At 45.7% G+C, this 23,198-nt stretch carries 19 protein-coding genes and 1 pseudogene; 6 read left to right on the top strand and 14 right to left on the bottom strand.

Going from position 1 to position 23,198, the window contains the following annotated elements:
• Positions 1 to 170 precede the first annotated feature (170 nt).
• From urtE to HGD77_RS00840, 7 genes are all read right to left on the bottom strand, one after another.
• On the bottom strand, positions 171 to 869 hold the full coding sequence (gene urtE / locus HGD77_RS00870; RefSeq protein ID WP_004729117.1) for an urea ABC transporter ATP-binding subunit UrtE: 699 nt from the start codon (positions 867 to 869) through the stop codon (positions 171 to 173).
• A 10-nt stretch (positions 870 to 879) separates the two neighbouring features.
• Positions 880 to 1,698 (bottom strand): urea ABC transporter ATP-binding protein UrtD, encoded by an 819-nt coding sequence (gene urtD, locus HGD77_RS00865; protein ID WP_168730603.1) that lies wholly within the window; start codon positions 1,696 to 1,698, stop codon positions 880 to 882.
• Positions 1,695 to 2,768: an urea ABC transporter permease subunit UrtC gene (gene urtC / locus HGD77_RS00860; protein WP_168730602.1), complete on the bottom strand. Its 1,074-nt coding sequence runs from the start codon at positions 2,766 to 2,768 to the stop codon at positions 1,695 to 1,697. The genes urtD and urtC overlap by 4 nt, the downstream gene beginning before the upstream one ends.
• Positions 2,769 to 2,772: 4 nt before the next feature.
• A complete protein-coding gene (gene urtB, locus HGD77_RS00855; RefSeq protein ID WP_005261530.1) occupies positions 2,773 to 4,407 on the bottom strand; it encodes an urea ABC transporter permease subunit UrtB in 1,635 nt (544 codons plus the stop codon).
• Between the two features lie 94 nt (positions 4,408 to 4,501).
• A complete protein-coding gene (gene urtA, locus HGD77_RS00850; protein WP_005261529.1) occupies positions 4,502 to 5,782 on the bottom strand; it encodes an urea ABC transporter substrate-binding protein in 1,281 nt (426 codons plus the stop codon).
• A gap of 359 nt (positions 5,783 to 6,141) precedes the next feature.
• Positions 6,142 to 8,022 carry a DNA topoisomerase IV subunit B gene (gene parE / locus HGD77_RS00845; protein ID WP_005261524.1) on the bottom strand — a complete coding sequence of 627 codons (1,881 nt, stop codon included), beginning with the start codon at positions 8,020 to 8,022 and terminating at the stop codon, positions 6,142 to 6,144.
• 1 nt (position 8,023) lies between these two features.
• Complete coding sequence (locus tag HGD77_RS00840; RefSeq protein ID WP_005261523.1) at positions 8,024 to 8,617, bottom strand: YqiA/YcfP family alpha/beta fold hydrolase; 594 nt, start codon at positions 8,615 to 8,617, stop codon at positions 8,024 to 8,026.
• 246 nt (positions 8,618 to 8,863) lie between these two features.
• On the opposite strand from HGD77_RS00840, the gene HGD77_RS00835 reads away from it, so the two are divergent.
• Entirely contained in the window at positions 8,864 to 10,195 is a 1,332-nt protein-coding gene (locus HGD77_RS00835; RefSeq protein WP_168730601.1) for an alpha/beta fold hydrolase, read from the top strand.
• A gap of 46 nt (positions 10,196 to 10,241) precedes the next feature.
• Here the strand turns inward: HGD77_RS00835 and HGD77_RS00830 are convergent.
• The 3 genes and pseudogenes from HGD77_RS00830 to gshA all read right to left on the bottom strand — a co-directional run bounded on the left by HGD77_RS00830 (position 10,242) and on the right by gshA (position 13,773).
• Positions 10,242 to 11,545: pseudogene (locus tag HGD77_RS00830) on the bottom strand (IS4 family transposase).
• Between the two features lie 104 nt (positions 11,546 to 11,649).
• Positions 11,650 to 12,177 carry a disulfide bond formation protein B gene (locus tag HGD77_RS00825; protein WP_005261513.1) on the bottom strand — a complete coding sequence of 176 codons (528 nt, stop codon included), beginning with the start codon at positions 12,175 to 12,177 and terminating at the stop codon, positions 11,650 to 11,652.
• Positions 12,178 to 12,195: 18 nt separating this feature from the next.
• Positions 12,196 to 13,773, bottom strand: coding sequence for a glutamate--cysteine ligase (gshA, locus tag HGD77_RS00820; protein WP_005105318.1), 1,578 nt, complete (start codon positions 13,771 to 13,773; stop codon positions 12,196 to 12,198).
• A gap of 211 nt (positions 13,774 to 13,984) precedes the next feature.
• Here gshA and HGD77_RS00815 point away from each other — a divergent pair, with 211 nt between their 5' ends.
• The 3 genes from HGD77_RS00815 to HGD77_RS00805 are packed head-to-tail and all read left to right on the top strand — an operon-like array spanning position 13,985 to position 16,441.
• Complete coding sequence (locus tag HGD77_RS00815) at positions 13,985 to 14,524, top strand: DUF924 family protein (RefSeq protein ID WP_168730600.1); 540 nt, start codon at positions 13,985 to 13,987, stop codon at positions 14,522 to 14,524.
• A gap of 52 nt (positions 14,525 to 14,576) precedes the next feature.
• The gene (locus HGD77_RS00810; protein ID WP_004647203.1) at positions 14,577 to 15,128 is read left to right on the top strand and encodes a CC0125/CC1285 family lipoprotein; all 552 of its coding nucleotides are present in this window, start codon (positions 14,577 to 14,579) and stop codon (positions 15,126 to 15,128) included.
• 11 nt (positions 15,129 to 15,139) lie between these two features.
• On the top strand, positions 15,140 to 16,441 hold the full coding sequence (locus HGD77_RS00805) for a DUF445 domain-containing protein (protein WP_168730599.1): 1,302 nt from the start codon (positions 15,140 to 15,142) through the stop codon (positions 16,439 to 16,441).
• A gap of 88 nt (positions 16,442 to 16,529) precedes the next feature.
• On the opposite strand, the gene HGD77_RS00800 is transcribed toward HGD77_RS00805, so the two are convergent.
• Positions 16,530 to 16,817, bottom strand: a complete 288-nt coding sequence (locus HGD77_RS00800) for a DUF2798 domain-containing protein (RefSeq protein WP_044108798.1) — start codon at positions 16,815 to 16,817, stop codon at positions 16,530 to 16,532.
• A 258-nt stretch (positions 16,818 to 17,075) separates the two neighbouring features.
• Between HGD77_RS00800 and argS the strand changes: the two genes are divergently transcribed.
• Positions 17,076 to 18,866 carry an arginine--tRNA ligase gene (gene argS, locus HGD77_RS00795; RefSeq protein ID WP_168730598.1) on the top strand — a complete coding sequence of 597 codons (1,791 nt, stop codon included), beginning with the start codon at positions 17,076 to 17,078 and terminating at the stop codon, positions 18,864 to 18,866.
• Between the two features lie 353 nt (positions 18,867 to 19,219).
• Positions 19,220 to 19,837: an SPOR domain-containing protein gene (locus HGD77_RS00790; protein WP_168730597.1), complete on the top strand. Its 618-nt coding sequence runs from the start codon at positions 19,220 to 19,222 to the stop codon at positions 19,835 to 19,837.
• 221 nt (positions 19,838 to 20,058) lie between these two features.
• Here HGD77_RS00790 and asd read toward each other — a convergent pair whose 3' ends face one another.
• The 3 genes from asd to pncB all read right to left on the bottom strand — a co-directional run bounded on the left by asd (position 20,059) and on the right by pncB (position 23,145).
• Positions 20,059 to 20,910, bottom strand: coding sequence for an archaetidylserine decarboxylase (asd, locus tag HGD77_RS00785; protein ID WP_044108796.1), 852 nt, complete (start codon positions 20,908 to 20,910; stop codon positions 20,059 to 20,061).
• A complete protein-coding gene (locus tag HGD77_RS00780; protein ID WP_168730596.1) occupies positions 20,907 to 21,755 on the bottom strand; it encodes a sulfurtransferase in 849 nt (282 codons plus the stop codon). The genes asd and HGD77_RS00780 overlap by 4 nt, the downstream gene beginning before the upstream one ends.
• Before the next feature lie 184 nt (positions 21,756 to 21,939).
• Positions 21,940 to 23,145 carry a nicotinate phosphoribosyltransferase gene (gene pncB, locus HGD77_RS00775; protein ID WP_004729084.1) on the bottom strand — a complete coding sequence of 402 codons (1,206 nt, stop codon included), beginning with the start codon at positions 23,143 to 23,145 and terminating at the stop codon, positions 21,940 to 21,942.
• Between the last annotated feature and the right edge of the window lie 53 nt (positions 23,146 to 23,198).

The following is a 23,198-nucleotide window of genomic DNA, read 5'->3' as shown; positions in this document are numbered from 1 at the left end:
AGACGCTGATCCAGGCCAGAGATGTTAAATTGAAGAGCATGCTCTTCAATTTAACGCAAAGTTCAGGAATTGTGTAGATACCTATGCCTAAAAGGAGAGGGTTAGGGAGAGGTAAATAAAGATAAACCCTCATCCCCCGCCTTCTCCCATAGGAGAAGGAGCTAAAAGCCTTAAATTGCCACCAACTCCCGAATGCCTTTCTCCGGCATTTCACTACCCACACCTTGCGCCACGACTTGGCCACGTGCCATTACGGTATATCCATCAGCAAGTTCTTCAGCAAAGTCATAAAACTGCTCAACCAGCACAATCGCCATCTCACCACCATCAGCAAGTTTACGAATCACCCGTCCAATGTCTTTAATAATGGATGGCTGAATACCTTCAGTCGGTTCATCCAAAATCAGCACACGCGGTTCAGAAGCAAGTGCTCGTGCAATGGCAAGCTGCTGCTGCTGACCACCAGACAAATCTCCGCCACGGCGATGCTTCATTTCATCCAACACAGGGAAAATTTCATAGAGATGCTCAGGCACTTTGCGTGTCTTTGCGCCTTTAAATTTCGCCATACCAATGAGGATGTTTTCCTCCACGGTTAAAGTTGAAAAAATATCTCGACCTTGGGGCACATAAGCCAGACCTGCACGGACACGCTGTTCAGGACTGAGTTTCGAAATGTCCTTGCCATCCAGCAAAATCTGTCCGGATTTAATCGGTAAAATACCCATCAGACATTTAAGGAGCGTGGTTTTCCCTACACCATTGCGCCCAAGCACCACCGAACACTCACCCACAGGTGCAGTCAACGACACATCACGTAAAATATGACTGCCACCATAAAATTGATTGACGTCTTTGACTTCTAACATCACGGTCTCCTTAACGTCCTAAATACTTTTCAATGACATCTTCATTGGCTTGTACTTCTGCCAATGTGCCTTCTGCTAAAATTGCGCCTTGCGCCAATACCGTGACTTTTTCACTAATGGTGTCGATAAAACTCATATCATGCTCGACCACAACGAGGGTGTGATTTTTCTTGAGTTCTAAACACAGCTCTGCCGTGCGTTCGGTTTCGGCATCAGTCATCCCTGCCACAGGCTCATCAAGCAAAATCAGTTTAGGGCGTTGCATCAGCAACATACCGATTTCTAACCATTGCTTTTGACCATGTGACAGCAAGCCAGCAGGTTTATTAATGAACTCTTGCAGACGAATTTGAGTGAGGGATTCATCCAAGGCATTTTGTGCATCCGGATCAAGCTTGCTAAAGAGGCTTTTTTTCACACGTTTGTCTTTGGGTGCTGCTAGAAGCAGATTTTCCATGACGGTGAAATTTTCAAACACGGTCGGTTTTTGGAACTTGCGCCCTATGCCTGCTTCCGCAATTTGTTCAGTGCTCATTTTGGCTAAATCGTAGTTTTGCCCAAAAAATGCTGTGCCTTCGGTTGGTCGCGTTTTACCGGTAATCACATCCATGAGGGTGGTTTTCCCTGCCCCGTTCGGCCCAATGATGCAGCGTAATTCGCCTTCTTCTATATAAAGCGACAAATCGTTTAAGGCACGAAAGGCATCAAACCAAACACTGACTTTTTCTAAATACAGCGCAATACCATGGGTAAAATCCGCGCCTTGTTCTTTAGGACGGCCATAGCCTTCAGCGGCATGACCACCATGCGGTTGTAGGACCTCGCTCATTCGCTACGCTCCTTTTTAAAACGGTCAAACAGACCAATAATGCCTTTCGGTAAGAAAATGGTCACCACAATAAATAGCGCACCCAAAATAAGTAGCCATGCTTCCGGATAAGCCGAGGTGAAATAGGTTTTTACCCCGTTAATGACACCTGCACCAATTAGTGGGCCAATTAAAGTGCCACGACCACCCGCTGCCACCCACACCGCCATTTCAATCGAGTTCACCGGGTTCATTTCACTTGGATTAATAATGCCTGCTTGCGGCACATACAGCGCGCCTGCAATCCCTGCAATCACAGCAGAAAGCACCCAAGCAGAGAGCTTGTACCAAAGCGTGCGATAGCCCAAATATTGCAGACGATTTTCGCTGTCACGAATCGCCCCCAACACACGGCCATAAGGTTTATTCATTAAATGACGTAACCCAACAAAACAGAGCAGCAGTACCAATGCGGTGATAAAGCACAGGCTGGCACGCATAGATGCCGAGGTAATGTCCATACCTAGCATGGTTTTAAAACCGGTAAAGCCGTTGTTGCCACCAAAGCCGGTTTCATTACGGAAGAAAAGTAATGCAGCGGCAAAAGTCATAGCTTGGGTAATAATCGAGAAATACACGCCTTTAATTTTGGAACGGAAGGCAAAGAAGCCGAAAATAAAGGCGATGATGCCCGGCACTAATACCACCAATACCAATGACCAAAGGAAGTATTCCGTACCGACCCAAAACCATGGCACTTCCGTCCAACTAAGGAAGCGCATAAAGTCAGGAATGCCATCCCCTGCAGACTGGCGCATTAAGTACATCCCAAAGGCATAACCGCCAAGGGCAAAGTACAAACCATGTCCTAAACTTAAAATTCCGGCATAGCCCCAAACTAAATCCAGTGCCAAAGCGACCAGAGCCAAACACATGATTTTGCCAATCAAGGTGACCCAATACGCAGATAAATGCAGGGTTGAATCGGCAGGTAACAGGTGTAACCATGGCAATGCCAATAAAATGGCAAAGCATACGGCAATCGCAATGCCACTATGCGGTTTGTCGGATAATAATTGTGTAATCTTCATGTGCTTACTCCACAAAACGGCCTTTGATGGCAAACAAACCTTGTGGACGTTTTTGAATAAACAAAATCACAAGCACCAAGAGAACAATTTTTGCCAGTACCGCACCAATGCCAATTTCCAAGGCGGTACCACTAATACCTAGACCAAGCGCTGCAAGGACTGCACCCCACACCTGACCTACACCACCGACAACCACCACCAAGAAGGCATCAATAATGTAGTTTTGCCCTAAATCCGGCCCGACGTTACCCACTTGTGCCAAAGCACAGCCCGCTAAACCGGCCAAACCTGAACCTAAACCAAAGGCCATCATGTCGATACGGCTTGAACGAATACCAACGGCTTGTGCCATTTGACGGTTTTGCGTCACCGCACGTACAAACAAACCAAAACGGGTTTTATTCAGTAGGTAAACCAACAACAAAAGCACTGCAATGGTGAAGACAATAATCACAATACGGTTATACGGCAGCATTAAACTTGGGGTAATTGAGATCCCGCCTGATAGCCACGAAATATTCGACACTTCGACATTTTGCGCACCAAAAGTCATGCGTACCAATTGCATCAAAATCAGGCTGACCCCAAAGGTTGCAAGTAAGGTTTCCAATTGACGACCATATAATGGACGAATCACGGTACGTTCAATCAACATGCCGATCAGCCCACTCACCAAGAATGCCGCAGGAATCGCGGCGATTAAGTACCAATCGACATAGCTGCCCAAATAGCTTTTAAACAGGCTTTGCACTACATAAGTGGTATAGGCGCCAATCATAATGAGCTCACCATGCGCCATATTAATCACACCGAGCAAACCGTAGGTAATCGCAAGACCCAGTGCAGCAAGCAACAAAATACTGGCGGTACTTAAACCTGAAAATAAATGTCCTGTCCATTCACTGACTTGAATCCTGGTTTTAATCTCGCTTTTTGCTTCGACTAAAGCTGCTTTCAGCTCAGGATGGATAGTCGGCTGTGACAACTCATTGTCGATCATCGCCAAGACATCAGGACGATTAGAATCTTGTAAAATTTTTGCGGCTTGAATTTTGACGAGCACATCTGAGTTTTCATAATCCAGACGCGCTTTCAGTTGTGCCAAACGGGCTTTGACTTTATTGTTTTGTTCTTTTAAATACAGCGCATTGATATGTGCTATATCAAGTTCCGCAAGATTGCTTTCATAAATATCAATCGCTTCTAAACGCTCAGAGGCATCATCCGACTTCAACTTGCTTTGTGCCAAACCAAAGGTCAATGCTTTACGCAAGGTATTCACCAAAGTGACTTGTGCAAGGTCGCTTGGCCAATCTGCAACAGCATCTAAACTTGGATAACTGAGCAACTGATCATCGGCTTCTAAAATATAGGTTTGTCCTTGAGAATCGCTATAAAGCTGGTCGTTTTCAACATATTCTGCAAGCTGATCTAACTGTTCAATACTGCCTGGCCATTGATTGAGTAAAGCACGACGTTGAGCAAAATCACCTTTCACAAATTGCTGAATCGCATCTTGTGGTTGTATCGCTATGGTTGAATTATTGTGTTGTAAAGAGGTTTCTGCTGTTGCCATTTGCATACAAAATATTTGTATACACAACAGAAAAATAGTGGCGATATTCACACGAATATTCATTATATACACCCCTATTCCATTGGAAGTTTTCCGTGGAGAGTAAGAAAAAAATCAGAGGATGCCTGCTACGGCTGTAGCAGGCAAAAGATAGGTATTATTTAGGAATGTACGGGCTCCAAGGCTCTGCTTGAATAGTTTGAGATGTTTTGTAGACCACATCAAACTGACCATCACCACGAATCTGGCCAATCATGACTGGCTTGTGTAAGTGATGGTTACTTGCATCCATTTTTAGGGTATAGCCCGATGGTGCTTTGAATTCCTGACCTGCCATCGCTTCACGGACTTTATCGACCTCTGTAGAACCTGCTTTTTCAACGGCTTGCTTCCACATATTAATCCCGACATAGGTCGCTTCCATTGGGTCATTGGTCACCAGTTTGTCAGCATTCGGCAGTTTGAATTCCACTGCATACTGCTTCATTTTGTTGGTAAATTCTGTATTGACCGGATTCTTCACTGACATGAAATAGTTCCATGACGCCAAATGACCGACCAATGGCTTGGTGTCAATACCACGCAGTTCTTCTTCACCCACCGAGAACGCCATGACGGGAATATCAGAGGCTTTAATGCCCTGATTACCCAATTCACGATAGAACGGCACATTCGAGTCGCCATTGATGGTCGAGATCACCGCAGTCTTTTTACCAGCTGCGAATTTTTTCACATTGCCGACAATGGTTTGATAGTTGCTATGACCAAATGGCGTGTACTCTTCCATGATGTCCGCATCAGCCACGCCTTTAGACTTTAAAAAAGCACGTAAAATCTGGTTGGTGGTACGTGGGTAAACATAGTCTGTACCGAGCAGAACAAAACGCTCCGCTTTACCGCCCTCTTCACTCATCAAGTATTCCACGGCTGGAATGGCTTGCTGGTTAGGCGCAGCACCGGTATAAAAAATATTTTTGGATTGTTCCTGGCCTTCGTACTGTACGGGATAGAACAATAAGCCATTCAGCTCTTCAACCACTGGTAAGACAGATTTACGTGACACCGACGTCCATGCACCGAAAATTACCGCGACTTTGTCTTGGGTAATCAGCTGACGTGCTTGCTCTGCAAACAGTGGCCAGTCAGATGCTGGATCGACCACCACAGGTTCCAGTTTTTTACCCAGTACCCCACCATTATCATTGATTTCCTTAATCGCCATTAAGGCCGTATCTTTCAGTGAGGTCTCAGAAATTGCCATCGTGCCTGACAATGAATGCAGGATCCCGACTTTAATCGTGTCGCCGCTGTCTGCGACTTTGCTTTCTGCGCCCGGGGCTTCTGCTTTTTCAGCAGATTTTGAACACCCCGTTAATGCAACAGCCCCTGCCATGGTTGCGGCTAAAATACTTTTTGAAAATAAATTGCGTTGGAACATCAGATTTTTCTCCAAACTTTATAATGGTGCATTTTTCATGCTTGTCTTGTTGTACATCTGGATGGAATGATTCAATTTCTGTGCCAAGGCTTCAAAAAATAAAAAAATTTACTTTAACTGATCTCATTATTTGTATTATTAATCATTGATTTAGTAATACTAAAAAGAATTAAATCGGTATTTAAATGCTGTATCCGAACTCAACTCTAAATAGGTCATGCAAAGAGCAATGAAAACATGGCAGAAGTGATATAGAAGATGATGTACAAATAAAGTGCAGCCTATTGAATAAATTTTGCACTGTTTTAAAACAAAAAATCCCGCGCTTGCGGGATTTTTTATTACTTAAATTCGATAGTTTAAACCACCAAATCTGCCAGATTACCTTTTTGCTCCAACCAGTCTTTACGGTCACTAGCACGCTTTTTCGCTAAGAGTTTATCCAATAAACCTGCAGTATGATGAGCATCATCCAGATCCAGTTGCACCAGACGGCGCGTGTTTGGATCAAGTGTGGTTTCACGTAACTGACTGGCATTCATCTCGCCCAGACCCTTGAATCGGGTGATTTGCGGATTCTTGGTTTTGCATTTTTTCAGGATGCTATTCAGCTCATCTTCATCCAAAGCGTAGTGCACATCTTTATTGTCATCAATACGGAATAATGGCGGCATCGCTACAAATAAATGCCCTTCCTCGACCAGTGTAGGAAAATGCTTTACAAACAAGGCACACAGCAAAGTGGCAATATGCAGACCATCCGAGTCGGCATCGGCTAGGATACAGACCTTGCCATAACGCAGTTCAGACAAGTCATCCGAACCCGGATCAACGCCAATGGCAATCGCAATATTGTGTACTTCCTGCGATGCTAGAACTTCGTCAGAAGAGACTTCCCAGGTATTCAGGATTTTTCCACGAATTGGCATAATCGCCTGGAAGTTCTTATCACGCGCCTGCTTGGCCGAACCACCCGCAGAATCCCCTTCCACAATAAACAGTTCTGACTGATCCAGATCATGGCCTACACAATCCGACAATTTACCTGGCAAAGTTGGACCTGCCACAATCTTTTTACGTTCTACTTTTTTCGCAGCTTTTAAACGGCGACCGGCTTTGGAAATGGCCATTTCAGCCAGTTGCATGGCGATGTCAGAATTCTGGTTCAACCACAATGCAAATGCATCCTTGGCGATATTCTGCACAATCCCAGCTGCTTCACGGCTCGACAGACGTTCTTTAGTCTGACCCGAGAACTGTGGCTCCTGGAATTTCAGCGACAGGATATAATTGACGCCGTCCCAGACATCTTCGGCAGAGAGTTTCATATTCCGCGGCAGCAAATTACGCAGTTCACAGAATTCACGCATCGCATCGGTGACGCCTGAACGCAGACCATTCACATGCGTTCCGCCTTGTGCGGTCGGAATCAGGTTGACATAAGATTCCTGGACGCTTTCACCCCCTTCGACATTCCAGCAAATTGCAAATTCTGCGCTGGCGCGCTCTGCGTCACCTGTGGCGACAAAAGCCGGTGCCGGAATAATTTCACGGTCTTCCAGCTCGTCCATCAAATAATCAACCAGACCATTTTCAAACTGCCAGGTGATCTTTTCATCATTGATCTGATCAACATAATTGATCTGTAAACCCGCCGCCAAAACAGCTTTGGCTTTGAGATTATGTTTTAACGCTTTTAAGGCAAATTTAGGAGAATCAAAATATTTGGCTTCAGGCCAGAATTGTACCGTAGTTCCTGATACCCGTTTCGGTGCCTTACCTGCCAGTACTTCAAGCGGTGCCACCGGTTCACCATTTTCAAAGGCCATTCTGTACAGGTTACCCTGACGCTGAACTTCGACCTCTACACGGGTCGAAAGCGCATTGACCACTGAAATCCCGACGCCATGCAAACCACCGGAAAACTGGTAATTATCGGTGCTGAACTTACCGCCGGCATGCAGTTTGGTCATGATAATTTCAATACCGCTCTGGCCATATTCAGGGTGAATATCCACCGGCATACCACGGCCATTGTCTTCGACTGATAAAGAACCATCTTTATAGACCGTGACGGTAATCTTGTTGGCATGCCCTGCCAGTGCCTCATCGACAGCATTATCAATCACTTCCTGTGCCAAATGGTTGGGACGAGAAGTATCGGTATACATGCCCGGACGACGACGGACCGGATCCAAACCAGATAAAACTTCAAGAGATTGAGCCGTATATTGAGACACGTTATTCGGTTTCCTTTTTTATGCAGTCCAATAAAAACTGTAAGACGAACGGAATTTTTTCCGCAAAATCATCCATCCCGTGACTGCCATGCGCTTCAGTCATCAGCATTGCAGGGGGATGCGCAGCACTATAATAACGATGTGCTTCACGATAATCCAAAACTTCATCGCCTTGTTGCAGCAGAACCAGTATTTTGTCTGCATCTTGTGCAACAGGCAGGGCCAATTGCTGCAGTTGTAACAGATCTGCCTCATCCAGACACCAGTTCGGATGGACTTGATAAGGCAGTTGCTCGTCAAACAGTTCACGAAACAGTTGCCATGGTCGCATTGCCGGATTGATCAGTACAGCAGGCACAGCATGCTGTGCGACCAGATGTGTCGCATAAAATCCGCCGAGACTGCTGCCCAGTAACGCCACATCATGCATCGATTCAATCAGGCCAGAAACATGTGCAATGGCAGCGTTCGGTGACATGTTTAAATCGGGTAAATGTACCTGAATTTCAGGATACTTTGCACAGTAATGTTGCAGCAATTTCCCCTTGATCGAGTTGGAATTACTCTTGAAACCATGCAAATAAATGATATTCATGAACTACCAACAAAAAACCCATCAATCATCAAAATTTAATTTAAATAATGTGAAGTACACTACTTTATAAGACCAGTTAATTGCTTAAATTGTCTGACAAAAAAGCCCAAAATCTTTTCTCATTCTCGTTATTTTAAGCTGAGGCCCTCAAAATCCGGAAACTCAACAAGAAAAAGAATTTATACCGCGAAGTTCTTTAAAAAGAAAGATGGCACCACATGCGGCTCATTGAAAGGACAGGATCAGATGCCAAGTTTGACACCGTTACATGAAACCTATTGTCGATGGGACCGAACCCCGCCGAGTCAGGCCGATGTACTGGAAGGTCTGGCGCAGCTGGTAACGATGCGCTTTAACGATGTGATCCAGGAGCTGATCAAGAGTATTCAACGCGAAATTTTAATGAGTATTTTTGGTTTAAGTGAAAATAACTCAGAAAAAATTCAGAATATTCCTTCGATTGTGCGGCTCTATCAAATGTCTTATGACATGTTGTTTCATTATGGCAATACCTTGATTGCCCCGGGTCTGCGCCAGATTATTGAACGTTTCCCAAAACTACATAATAAACCGCTGACGCCTTCCTTGCATTTTCTGGTCAGTGTCTTAAATGGCATTATCGGGGATTATCTGCTGAAATATCAGAACCCTCTGGCTCTGCCAATGGTGATTTATGACCATTATGGCTCGCTGCAAAAAGGTGAGCTGAGCGGTCGTATTATCCTGTTTGTGCATGGCTTATGCATGAACCATTTAGACTGGTCGAATCGCAAATATGAAGGCATTGGGGCAAAATTACTGGCGCAGCGCGACCGCAATACCATGCTCTATCTGAATTACAATACCGGACGCCGGATTTCTGCCAATGGCCGCAGTCTGGCGAATACCTTGCAGGATCTGGTCGCTCGTAATCCGAGAATTACCAGTATTGACCTCATCGGCCATAGCATGGGTGGGCTGGTGTCACGCAGCGCACTGTTCTATGGCAAGCAGAATGTCTATAGCTGGGTCAACATGGTGGAGAATCTGGTTTGTCTGGGTTCACCGCATCATGGTGCGGTACTGGAACGTTTTGGTTTTAGCTTGCAGGACAAACTTGGACATTTTCCACTGATCCGGCTGCTTGGCCATCTGGTCAATATTCGCAGTAACGGTATTCTGGATTTGCGCCATGGCAGCGTCCGGGATGATGACTGGGAGCATAATCCGCTACGGATCGGCTTTATGGATGATCACCGTAAACCTGCCCCGATTCCCTCTCATATCGACACCTATCTGGTCGCCGGCACCATCGAGTTTGAAAACCGCAAGAACAAGACCCTGCATGTAATTGGTGATTATCTGGTCAGTATTAAAAGTGCTTTGGGCGAGCATCCCAATCCGCGTTTCCAGCTCAAAGTCCCGGACGCAAACAAGGCGATTTTTTACGGCCTGAACCATTTTGAAATTCAATATCATCCGCTGGTGGCCGAGCAGGTGGCACGCTGGTTCTATCCAAGTGTAGAAGATGAAGCCTTTGATCAGATTCATGAATATGTGATGGATCTGGACAGTCTGGAAGGCATTGCCCTGACCTAAACTGAAGTAAATAAAAAAAGCCCTCGATTGAGGTAATGCCAGTCAGTTAAGAAATTGACTGGCATTTTCTTGGGTATTTCTGCGGTTTTCCTTTCACAACTCGTGGGCAACTTCTAACCCTTCTCTCAGGCAAAACATACCTCCTCGATTTCTCCAGTAAACTTTCTAGATGTTTAGGTAAATTCCCTGCGGAGTCTAAAGAATCAAATCTTAATATATTCAGGATGCTGATAGAGGCAATATGAAAGCTGATTCTCAAAGGACTGACTTTTGCACGTTGAGCCATATGTTTCATTTGTCTTCTTAGAATATTATAGGCAATGAAGACCCCCATAATTCTTGATAAATTAAATCAGGTTGCTTGCTCCTCAAATGCTTACCTTCCTGTAAATCACTTTTGATTTCTCGGTAACACATTTCTATTTCCCAGCGCTGGGCATAAAGCTTCGCCAAGCCTATCAGTGGATATGCCTTTGAATCCATTAATGAAGTGATATAACGTCTAATTTTCCCTGCCTGCTCAACTTCAATCAAACGCGCTTCCCAATATTCTCCTAATGATGGATTTAGCTTCCTGGCTCTAGCTGAAAGAGGCATTTTGATTTGAAAGTCATGCGGGGAATTACGTTTAATGATCTCATAGCGTAAATTATCTTTTGCTCTCATTAACCAATGACTGGCTTCTACTCGTGTTTGCCAGTCAATCAAGAAATCAGCAGAGAAATAGGCTCGATCAAACAAGGTAATACTATGCGATGGAGGACATAATCGATTTGCCAGTGTAAGTTCACCCTGATCCATGCTACCTATTTGGGCATCAATGATTTCATGGGTGCTGGTATTTACCAGGCAGGTTGCTCTCACTTGTGGATAAGGGGCTGCAGCGGTTTTACCCTTAGATGAGCCAAAGTGTTCAAAATTCTCGTCTGTATAAGGCATAGACCAAACCACCCCGTCAACAGCACATACACTAAGGCCATGAAAGTTTGAGTATTGCTGTTGGGATTCTTCAAACCAGGCTTGGCTGAGTAGAGAAAACAAGGTATTCAAGGGCTCTCGTCCTAAACGTTGTCGTGCTTGCACTGCTGCACTGGGGACACAATATTCTGTTGTACCAAACACAAGTTTTAGTTGCTCTACGACATACCCGATCGGTTGATCTCGAAATAGGGCAAGCCCAATTACCAGCCATACCACATGTTCGGCAGGTAATTTTCTTCTCCTGATAGAAGCCTTACCTGTTTGATGTAGGCTTTCTTTAATCCAGTTTAAATCAATGAGTTCACTGAAATGGCTGAGTGAAGGCAAAGAATGTTGAAGGGTGCAATCTAAATTTTCAGATAAAGTCATAAAAAAAATGAGCGTATTGGCATACACTCATTTTTACTACATTTTTCTAATGTCTGCTTAACTGACTGGCATTACTCGATTGAGGGCTTTTTTTAAATACGGAATTAATATTTATCTCTGAGTCGTTTAACCGGTGCCTTTTTATATTTACGCAACAGTTGCCATAAACTGATCAACAATAAAATACTGAAGAAGATCAAAGACCAGACAGGTAAAGATTGACCCAAGAAAGTCCAGTCAATCGCGGCACATTCCCCTGAACCATTTAAGACCTGTTGCAGCACGGACTGCATTGGCAAGGTCTCCAGCCAGTATTCCAGACCAGGACCACAACTCGGCACCTGATCCGGTGGCAGGTTCTGTAGCCAGACATGCCGGGCAGCCACACCCACAGACCATAGAATACTGAGCGAACCTAGCAAGGCATACAGTCGCTTCATGAGATTGGATGCAGGATTATGCAGACATGCGATGAGTGAGATGATCCCCAATCCGATTAATCCGACACGCTGGAAGACACAGAGCGGACAAGGCGCCAAACCCTGTACATGTTCAAGATATAAGGCAAATGCCATGCCGATGACGGCAGCCAGAAACAACAGACCACTCACGAAGCGATAACCCCATTGCATGGTGAATCCTCTTATTTTTTATCGATATTGGGCTAAATAATCAGCAAAACTGACGCTGCTATCTTGCTCGAGTTGCTGTTGTTGCTGCAATGACTTTTGTGACATTTCTTCAAAATAAGCCAGGGTTTCCGGGCTGAGCTGATGCGCTTCATAGACACTGCTGTGTTGCTGGGCCAGATGTTGGCCAAAATGCCACATACTGCCCTGTTCACGCGTATCCCCGACCACTAGGGCAGACAAGGTGGCATCGACTTCATCAACCCGGATCATCATGGTTTTTAATGCATCGGTATAGAGAGTAGTGTCATAGGCTGAATTTAACAGCTTGGCCAGGGGATGCATGCGCTGCAAATGCATGGCACACCAGTCTTCAATCGGATAAGACTGGCCATTTTCCATAATTGCCGCATTTGGCGCACGGCCACGGTTCACCACCTCGGCCTGATTCTGCTCAATAATATCCTGTTCATCGCTAAGGAGCGCCGGACTGTCCTGCAATAAACAGTACAAAGCTACCACTTCGAGGAAGCCGGCCGTATCTTCATTAATCCCAATCGGGCTATAGGGATTGACATCGACGGCACGTAACTCGACATAGGCAATCCCGCGATTTTCAAGGGCCTGTGACGGCGTTTCACCTGCAAGCGGCACCTGTTTCGGACGCACCAGACTGTAATATTCATTTTCGATTTGCAGCACATGATCATTGATTTGGATCGGCTGGCCATTGGCATCATCTAGTCCCAAACGGCTAAACGGTTTATACGGCGTTTTGACCGCCTTTTGCAGTCCGTCCAGATAGTCCTGCAAATTATTGTAGTAAATACCGAGCTGTTTCTGCGCAGAGTTTTGATAGCCAAAGCGTCCCATACGCAATGCTGTCGCATAAGGGGTATACAGGGTGCCCTTTACCAAAGGCAACAAATGATGATCACGACCGGTCATAAAGCACTGGCAGACTGCCGGGCTGGCCCCCACCAGGAACATCACCAGTGGAGTCAGACGAATAAAGTTGCGGATCAGGCCCATATAACGATGGCTACGATAATCCTGCAAGCTCAGCACTTTCAGTGCCTCGTCCTGTTCCTGCTGTTGTAAGGCCTCGAACAGATGGTCCGGGAAAGACAGGTTGTAGTGCACCCCTGAAATCGTCTGCATGCGGCGACCATAACGCACGCCCAAACCATGACGATACAAGGTTTTAAACAGACCGATATTCGAGCTGCCATACTGCGCCAGCGGAATGCTGTCATCGCGGCTATCCAGCATGCAGGGCATCGACAAAGGCCAGAGCTTTTCATCATTTTCTAGATGACGATGCACAATCGCATGAATATCGCTGAGGTAATCCAGTGCTTTTTTAATACTGTCCTGTGGCGGAGTAATAAACTCCATCAACGCTTCAGAATAGTCTGTGGTGATATGTGGATGAGTCAAGGCTGAACCCAAGGCACGAGGATGCGCTGCCTGTGACAGGAAACCATCACTTTGCATACGCAAGCTTTCACGCTCGATACCACGCAGCATGCCTTTGATGAGTGACGACTCGACCCAGGTCGGTAATACATTTTGGGAAGTCGATTCAGGTTGACTCATTACAATCTCGCTTAAGGGGGCTAAATTATTAAATTAAAATCATCGGTTTAATCAGTATAACGTGATTTCGTGCCGGCATATGACAGGCTGCCTAGTTTTCAGGCAAACCATTGATTTTTAATTTGGCAAATTTTTAACACAAACTTCCTCTATAAGACATGGAAAATTTGTGATTTTATTAACGAATAGATGCTAATGAATTGTAAATATTATGAATTATCAAGATATTTTAGACTTTTGGTTTCATGCGGACAGCCAGCCCTTATGGTTTAGCCAAAGTCATGAATTCGACCAAAGTATTGCGCAGCAGTTCATGAGCACCCATCAGCAGGCAGCCCAGGCTGAACTTTGGGGCTGGCGTAAAACAGCAGAAGGTCGGCTGGCCGAAATTATTGTGCTAGATCAATTTTCACGAAATTTATTCCGTGATTCTCCCCCAGCTTTTGCCCAAGACAGTCTGGCACTGGCCTTGGCTCAGGAAACCATCAGCCTGAATCTAGATCAACAGCTCAGTCCGGAACAGCGTGCCTTTCTGTATATGCCATTTATGCACAGCGAATCCAAACTGATTCATGAATTCGCCTTAAAACTGTTTCAGCGTCTGGGCAATCCGACCAATCTGGAATTCGAGAAAAAGCATAAAGTCATTATTGACCGCTTTGGACGTTACCCGCATCGGAACCAAATCCTGGGTCGTGAATCGACCAATGAAGAACTTACTTTCCTGACCCAGCCCGATAGCAGTTTTTAAGATTTTTTAAGACCGGCTGTCTGAACTGGATCATTGCATCAGGAGATCGAACATGAAAAACATGCTACTGGGATTGAGTATGATTGCTGCCATCAGCCTGACTGGCTGTGCAACCACACCCTCAAAGCCCTTAACATTTGATCAGTTAGGTCGCTACAGTACCACTCCCCTCAATAGCAACACTTACCGTATCAGCTTTCAGGCCCGTCCCAATATGAGCTTTGGCACAGCTGAAGAAATTACCCTGCTCAAAGCCGCACAGACTACCGTACAAAATGGTTTTCAATTCTTCAGGGTACTGAATGATCCAAGTAACCGCACCCAGCAACCTCCACGGCAAGCCATCGTCTATCCGGCGCCAAGCTTTTATCCTTACGGGTATTACCGCCGATATCCGGGATTCTGGCCAGACCCATTCTATGACCGTCCTTATACCGTGACTCTGGATCCTGCCCAGGTGGCTTATACCATTGAATGCTTCAAGGCCAATCAGGCGCCTCAAGATGCCTTTGATGCCCGCTTGATTTTACAGTCACTTGGGGCTAAATATGGTTTAAGTCCATCCGGTGCAGTGCTGCAACCGCAACCGGCCAATCCCTCCTGACAGGATGATCTATGCAGACAGAGCGTATCTCCCCGAGCTTACAACGCAGTAAACGTTTCGCGACCATCGCCCTGGTGGTCGCCGTACTGATCTGGTTGGCATTGATGGTTGCAGCCAAACTGCTACCCGAATATGTCTGGCTCATTCATATTCTGATGCTCTCGGCAGAAGCGGGTGTGGTCGGTGGTCTGGCGGATTGGTATGCGATTACCGTACTGTTTCGTAACCCTTTTGGCAGATTGCCTATTCCCAAGTTTTTACGTGACCATACCGAAATCATTCCACGTAACAAGGCCCGTATTGCAGAGTCGATGGGCCGTTTTGTGCAGGAAAATTTTCTTTCTCCGCAAATTGTACAGCGCAGTCTGGACAGTACCGACCTGAGTCTGGCTGCAGGACGCTGGCTGGCCAATCCACAAAACAATGCCCAAGTGACTCAGGTCATTCAACAGACGGTGCCTAAAATCTTTGAATTTGTGGGACAGGAACAGATTGCCGGATTTATCCAGAGCAACAGCGTGCAATGGGTCAAAAATACCCAGATCAATACCCTGGCCAGCGAAATGCTGCATGCCGTTCTGGACAATGATTTCCATCAGGATGTACTACAGCGCGGACTGGATGTGGTGCATGCCTGGATGACCTCACATCCTGAACAAACCCGCGAGCTGACCCGTAACCTGTTTAAGGAAATGGGTGTGTGGAAACTGGCCAAAGGCGCCAGCTGGATCGGGATTGACGTGCAGCAACGCAGTATTGATTCCGTGATCGGGCGGGTTGAAGCCATGCTGGCCGATCCAGATCATCCATGGCGACTTAAAATTGAGAGCATGGGACATAGCTGGATGTTACAGCTGGCGGATAATGACAGTGAAGCCAGCCAGCGTCTGAATGAAACCAAAGATGCCTTACTGGATAGCCCACAAGTGCTGAATTTTATCAGCGGTGCGGTGGTGATTTTATGTGATGCGATCAAGGCTGACTTGCAAAAACCGGATTCGGGGATTGCGGAAAATCTTAGAATTGCCATCCAGCAGGTCGGAGAAAATATTATCTCGAATGCCTCGGTACGTGAGCTGCTGAATAAACGTCTCAGCGGAATCGCGGTTGACCTGAGTGACCAGTATAGTGAAAAAGTGATTCGTTTTATCAGCGAGCGCATTCACGAATGGGATTCAAGCGAGATGATCGACAAGATTGAAAATGAAGTCGGCGGCGACCTGCATATGATCCGGGTCAATGGAGTCGTGGTCGGTGCCTGTATCGGTCTGGTACTTGGGATTATCCGGGCGGCGGTAGAGCATTTAATTTAAAGGTGACGCTATTCGTCCCATACATCCCGACTTTTAAAATATCCAAGAATTGACTCCAGCCAGATCAAATTTAAGATTTAAAAAATGATCATTTGGGTGGCTGAGATCCGGACATATCGACCAATAGCCCAGTGAATTTACGTACAAAAGGCAATAAGGTCACTACAATCGGAAAAGCAATCGCCCAGGAAATCATCCAGTTATGAAACCAGAGTGCCATAAATCCATCAATCCAGCCGAGATTACGCAGCATATTGATCATGGAAATAATGCCACTCATCAGGCAGGACAGGATAAAAGGCACAATAATCAATGCCCATTTTGCAGGAAGTTTAGGAATATGACCGATAATGGTCGGACGTTGTGATGCAGCCACGACATGCTCTTTTTACTGTTTTCAGATGACTAATATAAGCCAAATTCTATACGGTGGAGCATTGTTTTTTTCATCTGAATCATAGAGCTTAAACTGGTCTTATTTTCATGGGATTAATCCGTTGATTTTCCCTTTCTTTAGTCAAAAACTTCTGATGAAGTGATCCTCTACTTTTGATTCCCTAGAAATGCTTTTACCTAAACAGCCTGAAATTTGCTATATTTGCTGTTTTTCTGCGATCTCTATTTTCGACTGATTATGAATACGGCAATACAAGCAGCTCTCGATCATGCAGTGCACACTTTACAGGCACAAGGCGTACTCCCATCTGACTGGAACAATACAAGTAATTTGACGCGTACCAAAGACCGAAGCCATGGTGACTTTGCGTCGAATATTGCCATGATCGCGTCGAAAGCTGCGGGTATGAAGCCACGTGATTTAGCGGAAAAAATTCTTGTTGCCCTGCCTGAAGTGGCGGATATCAGCAAGGCAGAAATTGCCGGTCCTGGTTTTATTAACTTCTTCCTGAATGCCGACCAGCGTTTTGCAGTCCTCGATCAAATTCAGGCACAACAGGCGACTTATGGTCGTACCCAGGTCAATGCGGACAAACGTATTCAGGTTGAATTCGTGTCTGCCAACCCGACCTCTAGCCTGCATGTGGGCCATGGTCGTGGTGCTGCGTATGGTATGACGGTTGCGAACTTGCTTGAAGCGACCGGTGCCAAAGTAGATCGCGAATACTATGTCAACGATGCTGGCCGTCAAATGGACATTCTGGCGACTTCGACTTATCTGCGCTACTTAGAATTAACCGGTCAGGAACTGGTATTCCCGAAAAATGCCTACCAGGGCGACTACGTAAAAGAAATCGCACAAAGCATTATTGATCAGGATGGCGATGCGTATGTACGTCCTGTGGCTGACGTGTATAAAGACGTGCCTGAAGATGTACAGTTTGCAGCTGAATTAGATGCAGATGGCAATAAAGTCGTATTGTCTGGCGATAAAGAAAAACACATCGATGGTTTGATCTTTAACTCACAAGCGTTAATTGGCACAGGCTACCGCGTATTCTTGCAAGCCGCGCTTAAAGCGATTCTGGATGATATTAAAGATGACCTGGGCGAGTTTGGTGTAACCTTCAATCAATGGTTCAGCGAAGAATCATTGACAGACAAAATTGAAGAAGCCTTACAGACCTTGGATCAGCGTGGTTTCCTGTATGAACTGGATGGCAACATCTGGTTTAAATCCACTGCATTCGGCGATGAAAAAGACCGTGTGGTGAAACGCCGTAATGGCCAGACCACTTACTTCGCGTCTGACATCGCTTACCACCTGAACAAGTTACAGCGTGGCTATACCGATATTATTGATATCTGGGGTTCAGATCACCACGGTTATATCGCACGTGTAAAAGCAGCGATTGATGCGCTGGGCTATGACTCGAAAAAATTAACGGTTCTTCTGGTTCAGTTCGTCAGCCTATGGCGTGGCGGCGAGATGGTACAAATGTCATCCCGTTCAGGCCAGTTTGTGACCTTGCGTGATCTGCGTAAAGAAGTCGGCAATGATGCCGCTCGTTTCTACTACGTAATGCGTAAGTCTGAACAGCACATCGACTTTGATCTGGATCTTGCTGTGTCACAAAGCAAGGACAATGCCGTGTATTACATCCAGTATGCACATGCCCGTATCTGCCGTATGTTAGAAAAAGCAGCTTCTACCAATGTCAACTTTGATGCTACAGCGGCACGTAATTTGGCGGCTAAGCTGGAGCTTGATGCTGAAACTGAAATCCTGGCCAAGCTGGCTGCCTACCCAGAAATTCTGGTACGTGCTGCAAACAGCTATGAGCCGCATCAAATCGGTAACTACCTGAAAGAGCTAGCAGCATTGTTCCACGGCTGGTACAACGACAATAAAGTACTCGGTGATGATGCTGAATTGACGCAAGCGCGCTTATTGTTATCAGTAAACGTACGTCAGGTACTGCGTAACGGTTTAGAACTTTTAGGTGTGTCTGCTCCTGAATCAATGTAAAGCTCTGCTTTTACATTGATGCAAGAAGGTAAATAGTCAAAACACTGTTTTGCATGCTCGCAAGACGAGAGCTATGCTCGCAAGACGAGAGCTATGCTCGAAGTGAGCATGCAAACAACTTGGCATGTTTAGAGTTTAGCTTGAGAACATGCCACGTATTGCCATTTATCTGCTGAGCAGACATTTTGTAACTTTAGCTATGTGCTTGAAGATACAGATAAATTAAAATTCTGTGTGATTTGTGATCTAGAGGATGACTTTTGTATCCTGATCACATAGGATGAAGTGATAGTAGGGCATAACTGCTGTTATGCCTTTTCTATATGTCCCGATTAATAAGAGGAAAATCCCAAGTGTTTGGAAAAACGCAGCGCGGTGTATCTGAAAGACCGAATAAGCCTAAAAAGCCACTTATTCCAACCTGGCTCGGCACACTCGTGATCATTTTAATCGTGTTAAGTTTTTTAATGGCACTGATGCTCTGGAAGCCATGGGAACCAGTTAAACCGAAAACTCAAACAAGTGCTGAATCTGTCCAAGAAGAAGATACCAATAAAGATTACCGTTTTTATGATCTCTTGCCACAGCAACAAGTGACGCCAATTCCTGAACAGGCCGTCCCTGAAAACAAAAATCAGGATACGGTAGTGATTGTAGAAGCACCTCGACCTGAAGTGGCTACACCTGAGGCGACGACAACTGAGCCTGGCTTAGAAGCCAGCGAAGCGCCTGTTGCCGCTCCGGCCAGTTATATTCTGCAAGTTCGCAGCTTTGATGATCCAGATCAAGCCGATGCCCGCCGTGCCGAAATTATTCTCAATGGTTTATCTGCCGATGTGGTACGCAGTGTAGAAAATGGCAAAGTCTGGTATCGCGTGGTTTCAGGCCCATATGATTCTGCCGAAGTTGCGATTATCGCGCAGCAAACCTTGCAGAATAGCGGGATTGATTCCATCGTCGTGAAAAGATAAATTTCTAGAAATAAAAAAGCGCCTGATGGCGCTTTTTTATTTCTTTTTAGCTCCTCCCTTTTAAAAGGGAGTCTGGGAGGGATTAGCTAAAAATTAAATCCATCTTTAGAAAGGGGGAAGTTCCCTCTCCTTCTAGGAGGTGAGAAGCACTGCTTCGCAAGGAAGAGGTTATTTTAAAAGCCCCTCCACCTAGCCTCCTCCCAAAGGGAGGAGGAATAGTATTACAGCGTATGCCCCAGCGCTTCACCCATATTCACCAAAGAGTTGGCCTTGAATGCAGCATCCCACTGCATTTTATTTTCTTCAAATAAAATCACTGCAGTTGAACCGAGATAGAAACGACCCAGTTCTGCCCCTTTTTCCAGGAACAGATCATGCTGATTAAGTTCGATTCGTCCTGAAGGCTTCACTTTGCCAGTTGCCACGGTTTCAATACCCGCCACAATCATCGCGCCGACCAATACCACCGCCATACGGCCGATTTCAGTATCAAACAGGCAGACCATACGTTCGTTGCGTGCAAACAGGCCTGGAATGTTTTCTGCGGTCACCTGGTTTACCGAGAACAGCTCGCCTGGAACATATAGCGTTTCAGTTAATGTTCCGGCAAATGGCATATGCACCCGATGATAATCACGTGGCGACAAATATACGGTCGCGAATTCACCATTTTTGAATGGCTCAGCCAGTTGCGGATCAGCAATCAGGGCTTCAACGGTAAATTTCTGGCCTTTGGCCTGAAACACATCGCCATTTTCAATTTTACCCAGCTGGGAAATCGCACCATCTGCAGGCGAAACAATGCTCGTAGCATCTGGATCAACCGCACGGATACCTTCTTTTAGGGCACGCGTAAAAAACTCATTAAATGATTTGAATTTCAGGGCATTGGCCTGTTCAGCAATCGACATATCAATGCCATACTGCGCCTTAAAGGCAGTAATTGCAGCAGTTTTGATAATCGGGTTTTCGCTGGCGGCAATTTTACCCACCACCCGAGACAAGCGATGTTGCGGTACTAATCGTTGAGCTTTAATAAAAAACTGTTGTTTTAAACGTGATGTGATGCTCAAGATGGCAGCTCCCCTGTAGCGATTGGACTATCGAGGCGGTTGCCCCATTCACTCCACGCACCATCATAGGCTCGAATTTTCCAGCCCAGTAAACGACCCAGAATATAGGCCAAACCTGAGCGGTGATGGGACTGGCAGTACACCACAACGGGTTGATTCAAATCAAAGCCCAGTTGTTCCAGACGCTGCTGAGTACGTGGTAAAGGCTGTAATTTTAAATGATTTTCGCGATTAAGGGCAGTACTCCATTCAAAATGACGTGCTCCCGGAATGTGACCGCCGCGTCGAGCCGCTAAACGTAGGCCAGTATATTCATCTTGCGTGCGGCAATCCCAAATTTGAACCTGTTGATTTTCAACCTGTTGGCGCAGTTCATCATAGCCAATCTGAAAATTCGTCTGATGCTCGAGATTAACCTGCAATACGTCCTGCACTGGTGCAAATTGTTCCTGACTGGAAGAAGTCGGCAAACCGGCACCGAGCCAGGCATGAATCCCGCCATTCAACAGACTGGTATTTTCAAAGCCCAGACAATGCAGGTTCCAGAGCAAACGCCCTGCCCATGCCCCGCCCTCATCATCATAAGCCACCACATGATGCTCAGGAGAAATATTCAGATAATCAATGAGAGCCTGCAAGCCATCCGCGTCCGGCAACAGTCCCATTGCCGTTTCTTCCTGACGCACCAGAAGTTTAGGCTTTAAATGCAAGGCATGCGGAATATGCAGCTGCTCATACACAGAGGCACGGCTCAGGTCGACAATACGAAGTTTTTCATGACCCAAATAGGGAACTAAATCTTCTGCCTCAATCAGCAGGCCAAAATTAAAAGCTGCAGCGGTCATCGTTATCATGGCTATTATTGGTCAAATCCTGTTGATCTTAGCACAGCTGGTTTTTACACTGATGTGCTTTCTTTGCAGATGATTAGCAAGATTTTAGCTAAACCCTGGTCTTAAATAAGCTTGCATAAAAAAACCGCCTCTATATAGAAACGGTTCTTAAAAATTATGAATTTTTCAAACTGACTTAAGCAGGTTCATTGATCTCAAAAACCTGACGCAAATAGGCCAAGAACGTATCATTATCGGTCATGGTTTTGCCCGGACTATCCGAGATTTTGGCTACTGACTGACGGTTACATTCCACCAGTTTCAGCACAATATTGAGTGGGGTTTGCCCCATATCATTGGTCAGATTGGTGCCAATGCCGAAACTGACCTGAAAACGGTCTTTAAAGTACTGATGCAATTTCCAGGCTTTTTCCAGATTCAGGCCATCACTAAAAGTCAGCATCTTGGTTTTGCTGTCTATTTTCAGCTTTTTATAATGCGCATAGGCCTTGTCACCCCATTCATAAGGGTCGCCACTATCATGACGCAAGCCATCAAACAGCTTAGCAAAGTACAGGTCAAAGTCGCGCAAGAAAGCATCCATCCCAACCACATCGGTTAAGGCAATGCCCAAGTCACCACGATATTCCTGTACCCAGCTTTCTAGTGCAGATTTCTGGAAATTACGCAGACGTACGTCCAGAGCCTGAAAAGCTTGCAGGAATTCATGCGCCATGGTACCAATCGGGGTAATACCCAGCTCTTTGGCTAACAGTACATTACTGGTCCCACGGAACACATGCGGTGCGGCTTTGTGAAATTCTTCGACCACATGCTTTTGCCAATCGAAACTGTAACGGCGACGCGTACCAAAATCTGACACCAAAAATGGTGGATCATTGGGGTTTTGCGCAGCATCATACTGTTTTAATAGCTCGATTTTGGCTTTTAAACGGTGTTCGCCTTCAGCCAACACTTCAGGCGTGCGAATGCGGCTGAAATACAGTTCATTGACAATAGCGAGAACGAATATCTCAAACATCATCGCCTGAACCATCGGGCCTTCCACCACAATATCCAGACGGCCTTGACTGTCGATACTGGCCTTGATGAAACGGCGCTTGAGCTGGAACAGTTCCAGATAATCGACAAAGTCGCTTTTGATAAAACGTAAGCTTCTTAAATATTGCAGTTCATCTTCTTTGAATTTGAGCTGACACAGCAGGTCCAGTTGATGATTCAGGTCATCCAGAATATCCGTCAGTGGATAGACTGTATCTTCCAGATTACGACAACGGAAATGGTAGACACTATGCGTTTGCGGAAACTTGTGTAAGACCACTTGTAACATGGTGAATTTGTACAAGTCAGTATCTAACAGAGAATGGATAATTGGAGCCATAACTAAGGGAATATCGCTGTGCTTATCTCTGCATTAAAGCATAAAAAGTCGTG

Source organism: Acinetobacter sp. NEB149, assembly GCF_012516415.1.
In the GTDB taxonomy this organism is placed as follows: domain Bacteria; phylum Pseudomonadota; class Gammaproteobacteria; order Pseudomonadales; family Moraxellaceae; genus Acinetobacter; species Acinetobacter lwoffii_V.
The sequence above is the reverse complement of the archived record's forward strand: the minus strand, read 5'-3'. Positions and strand labels throughout refer to the sequence as shown.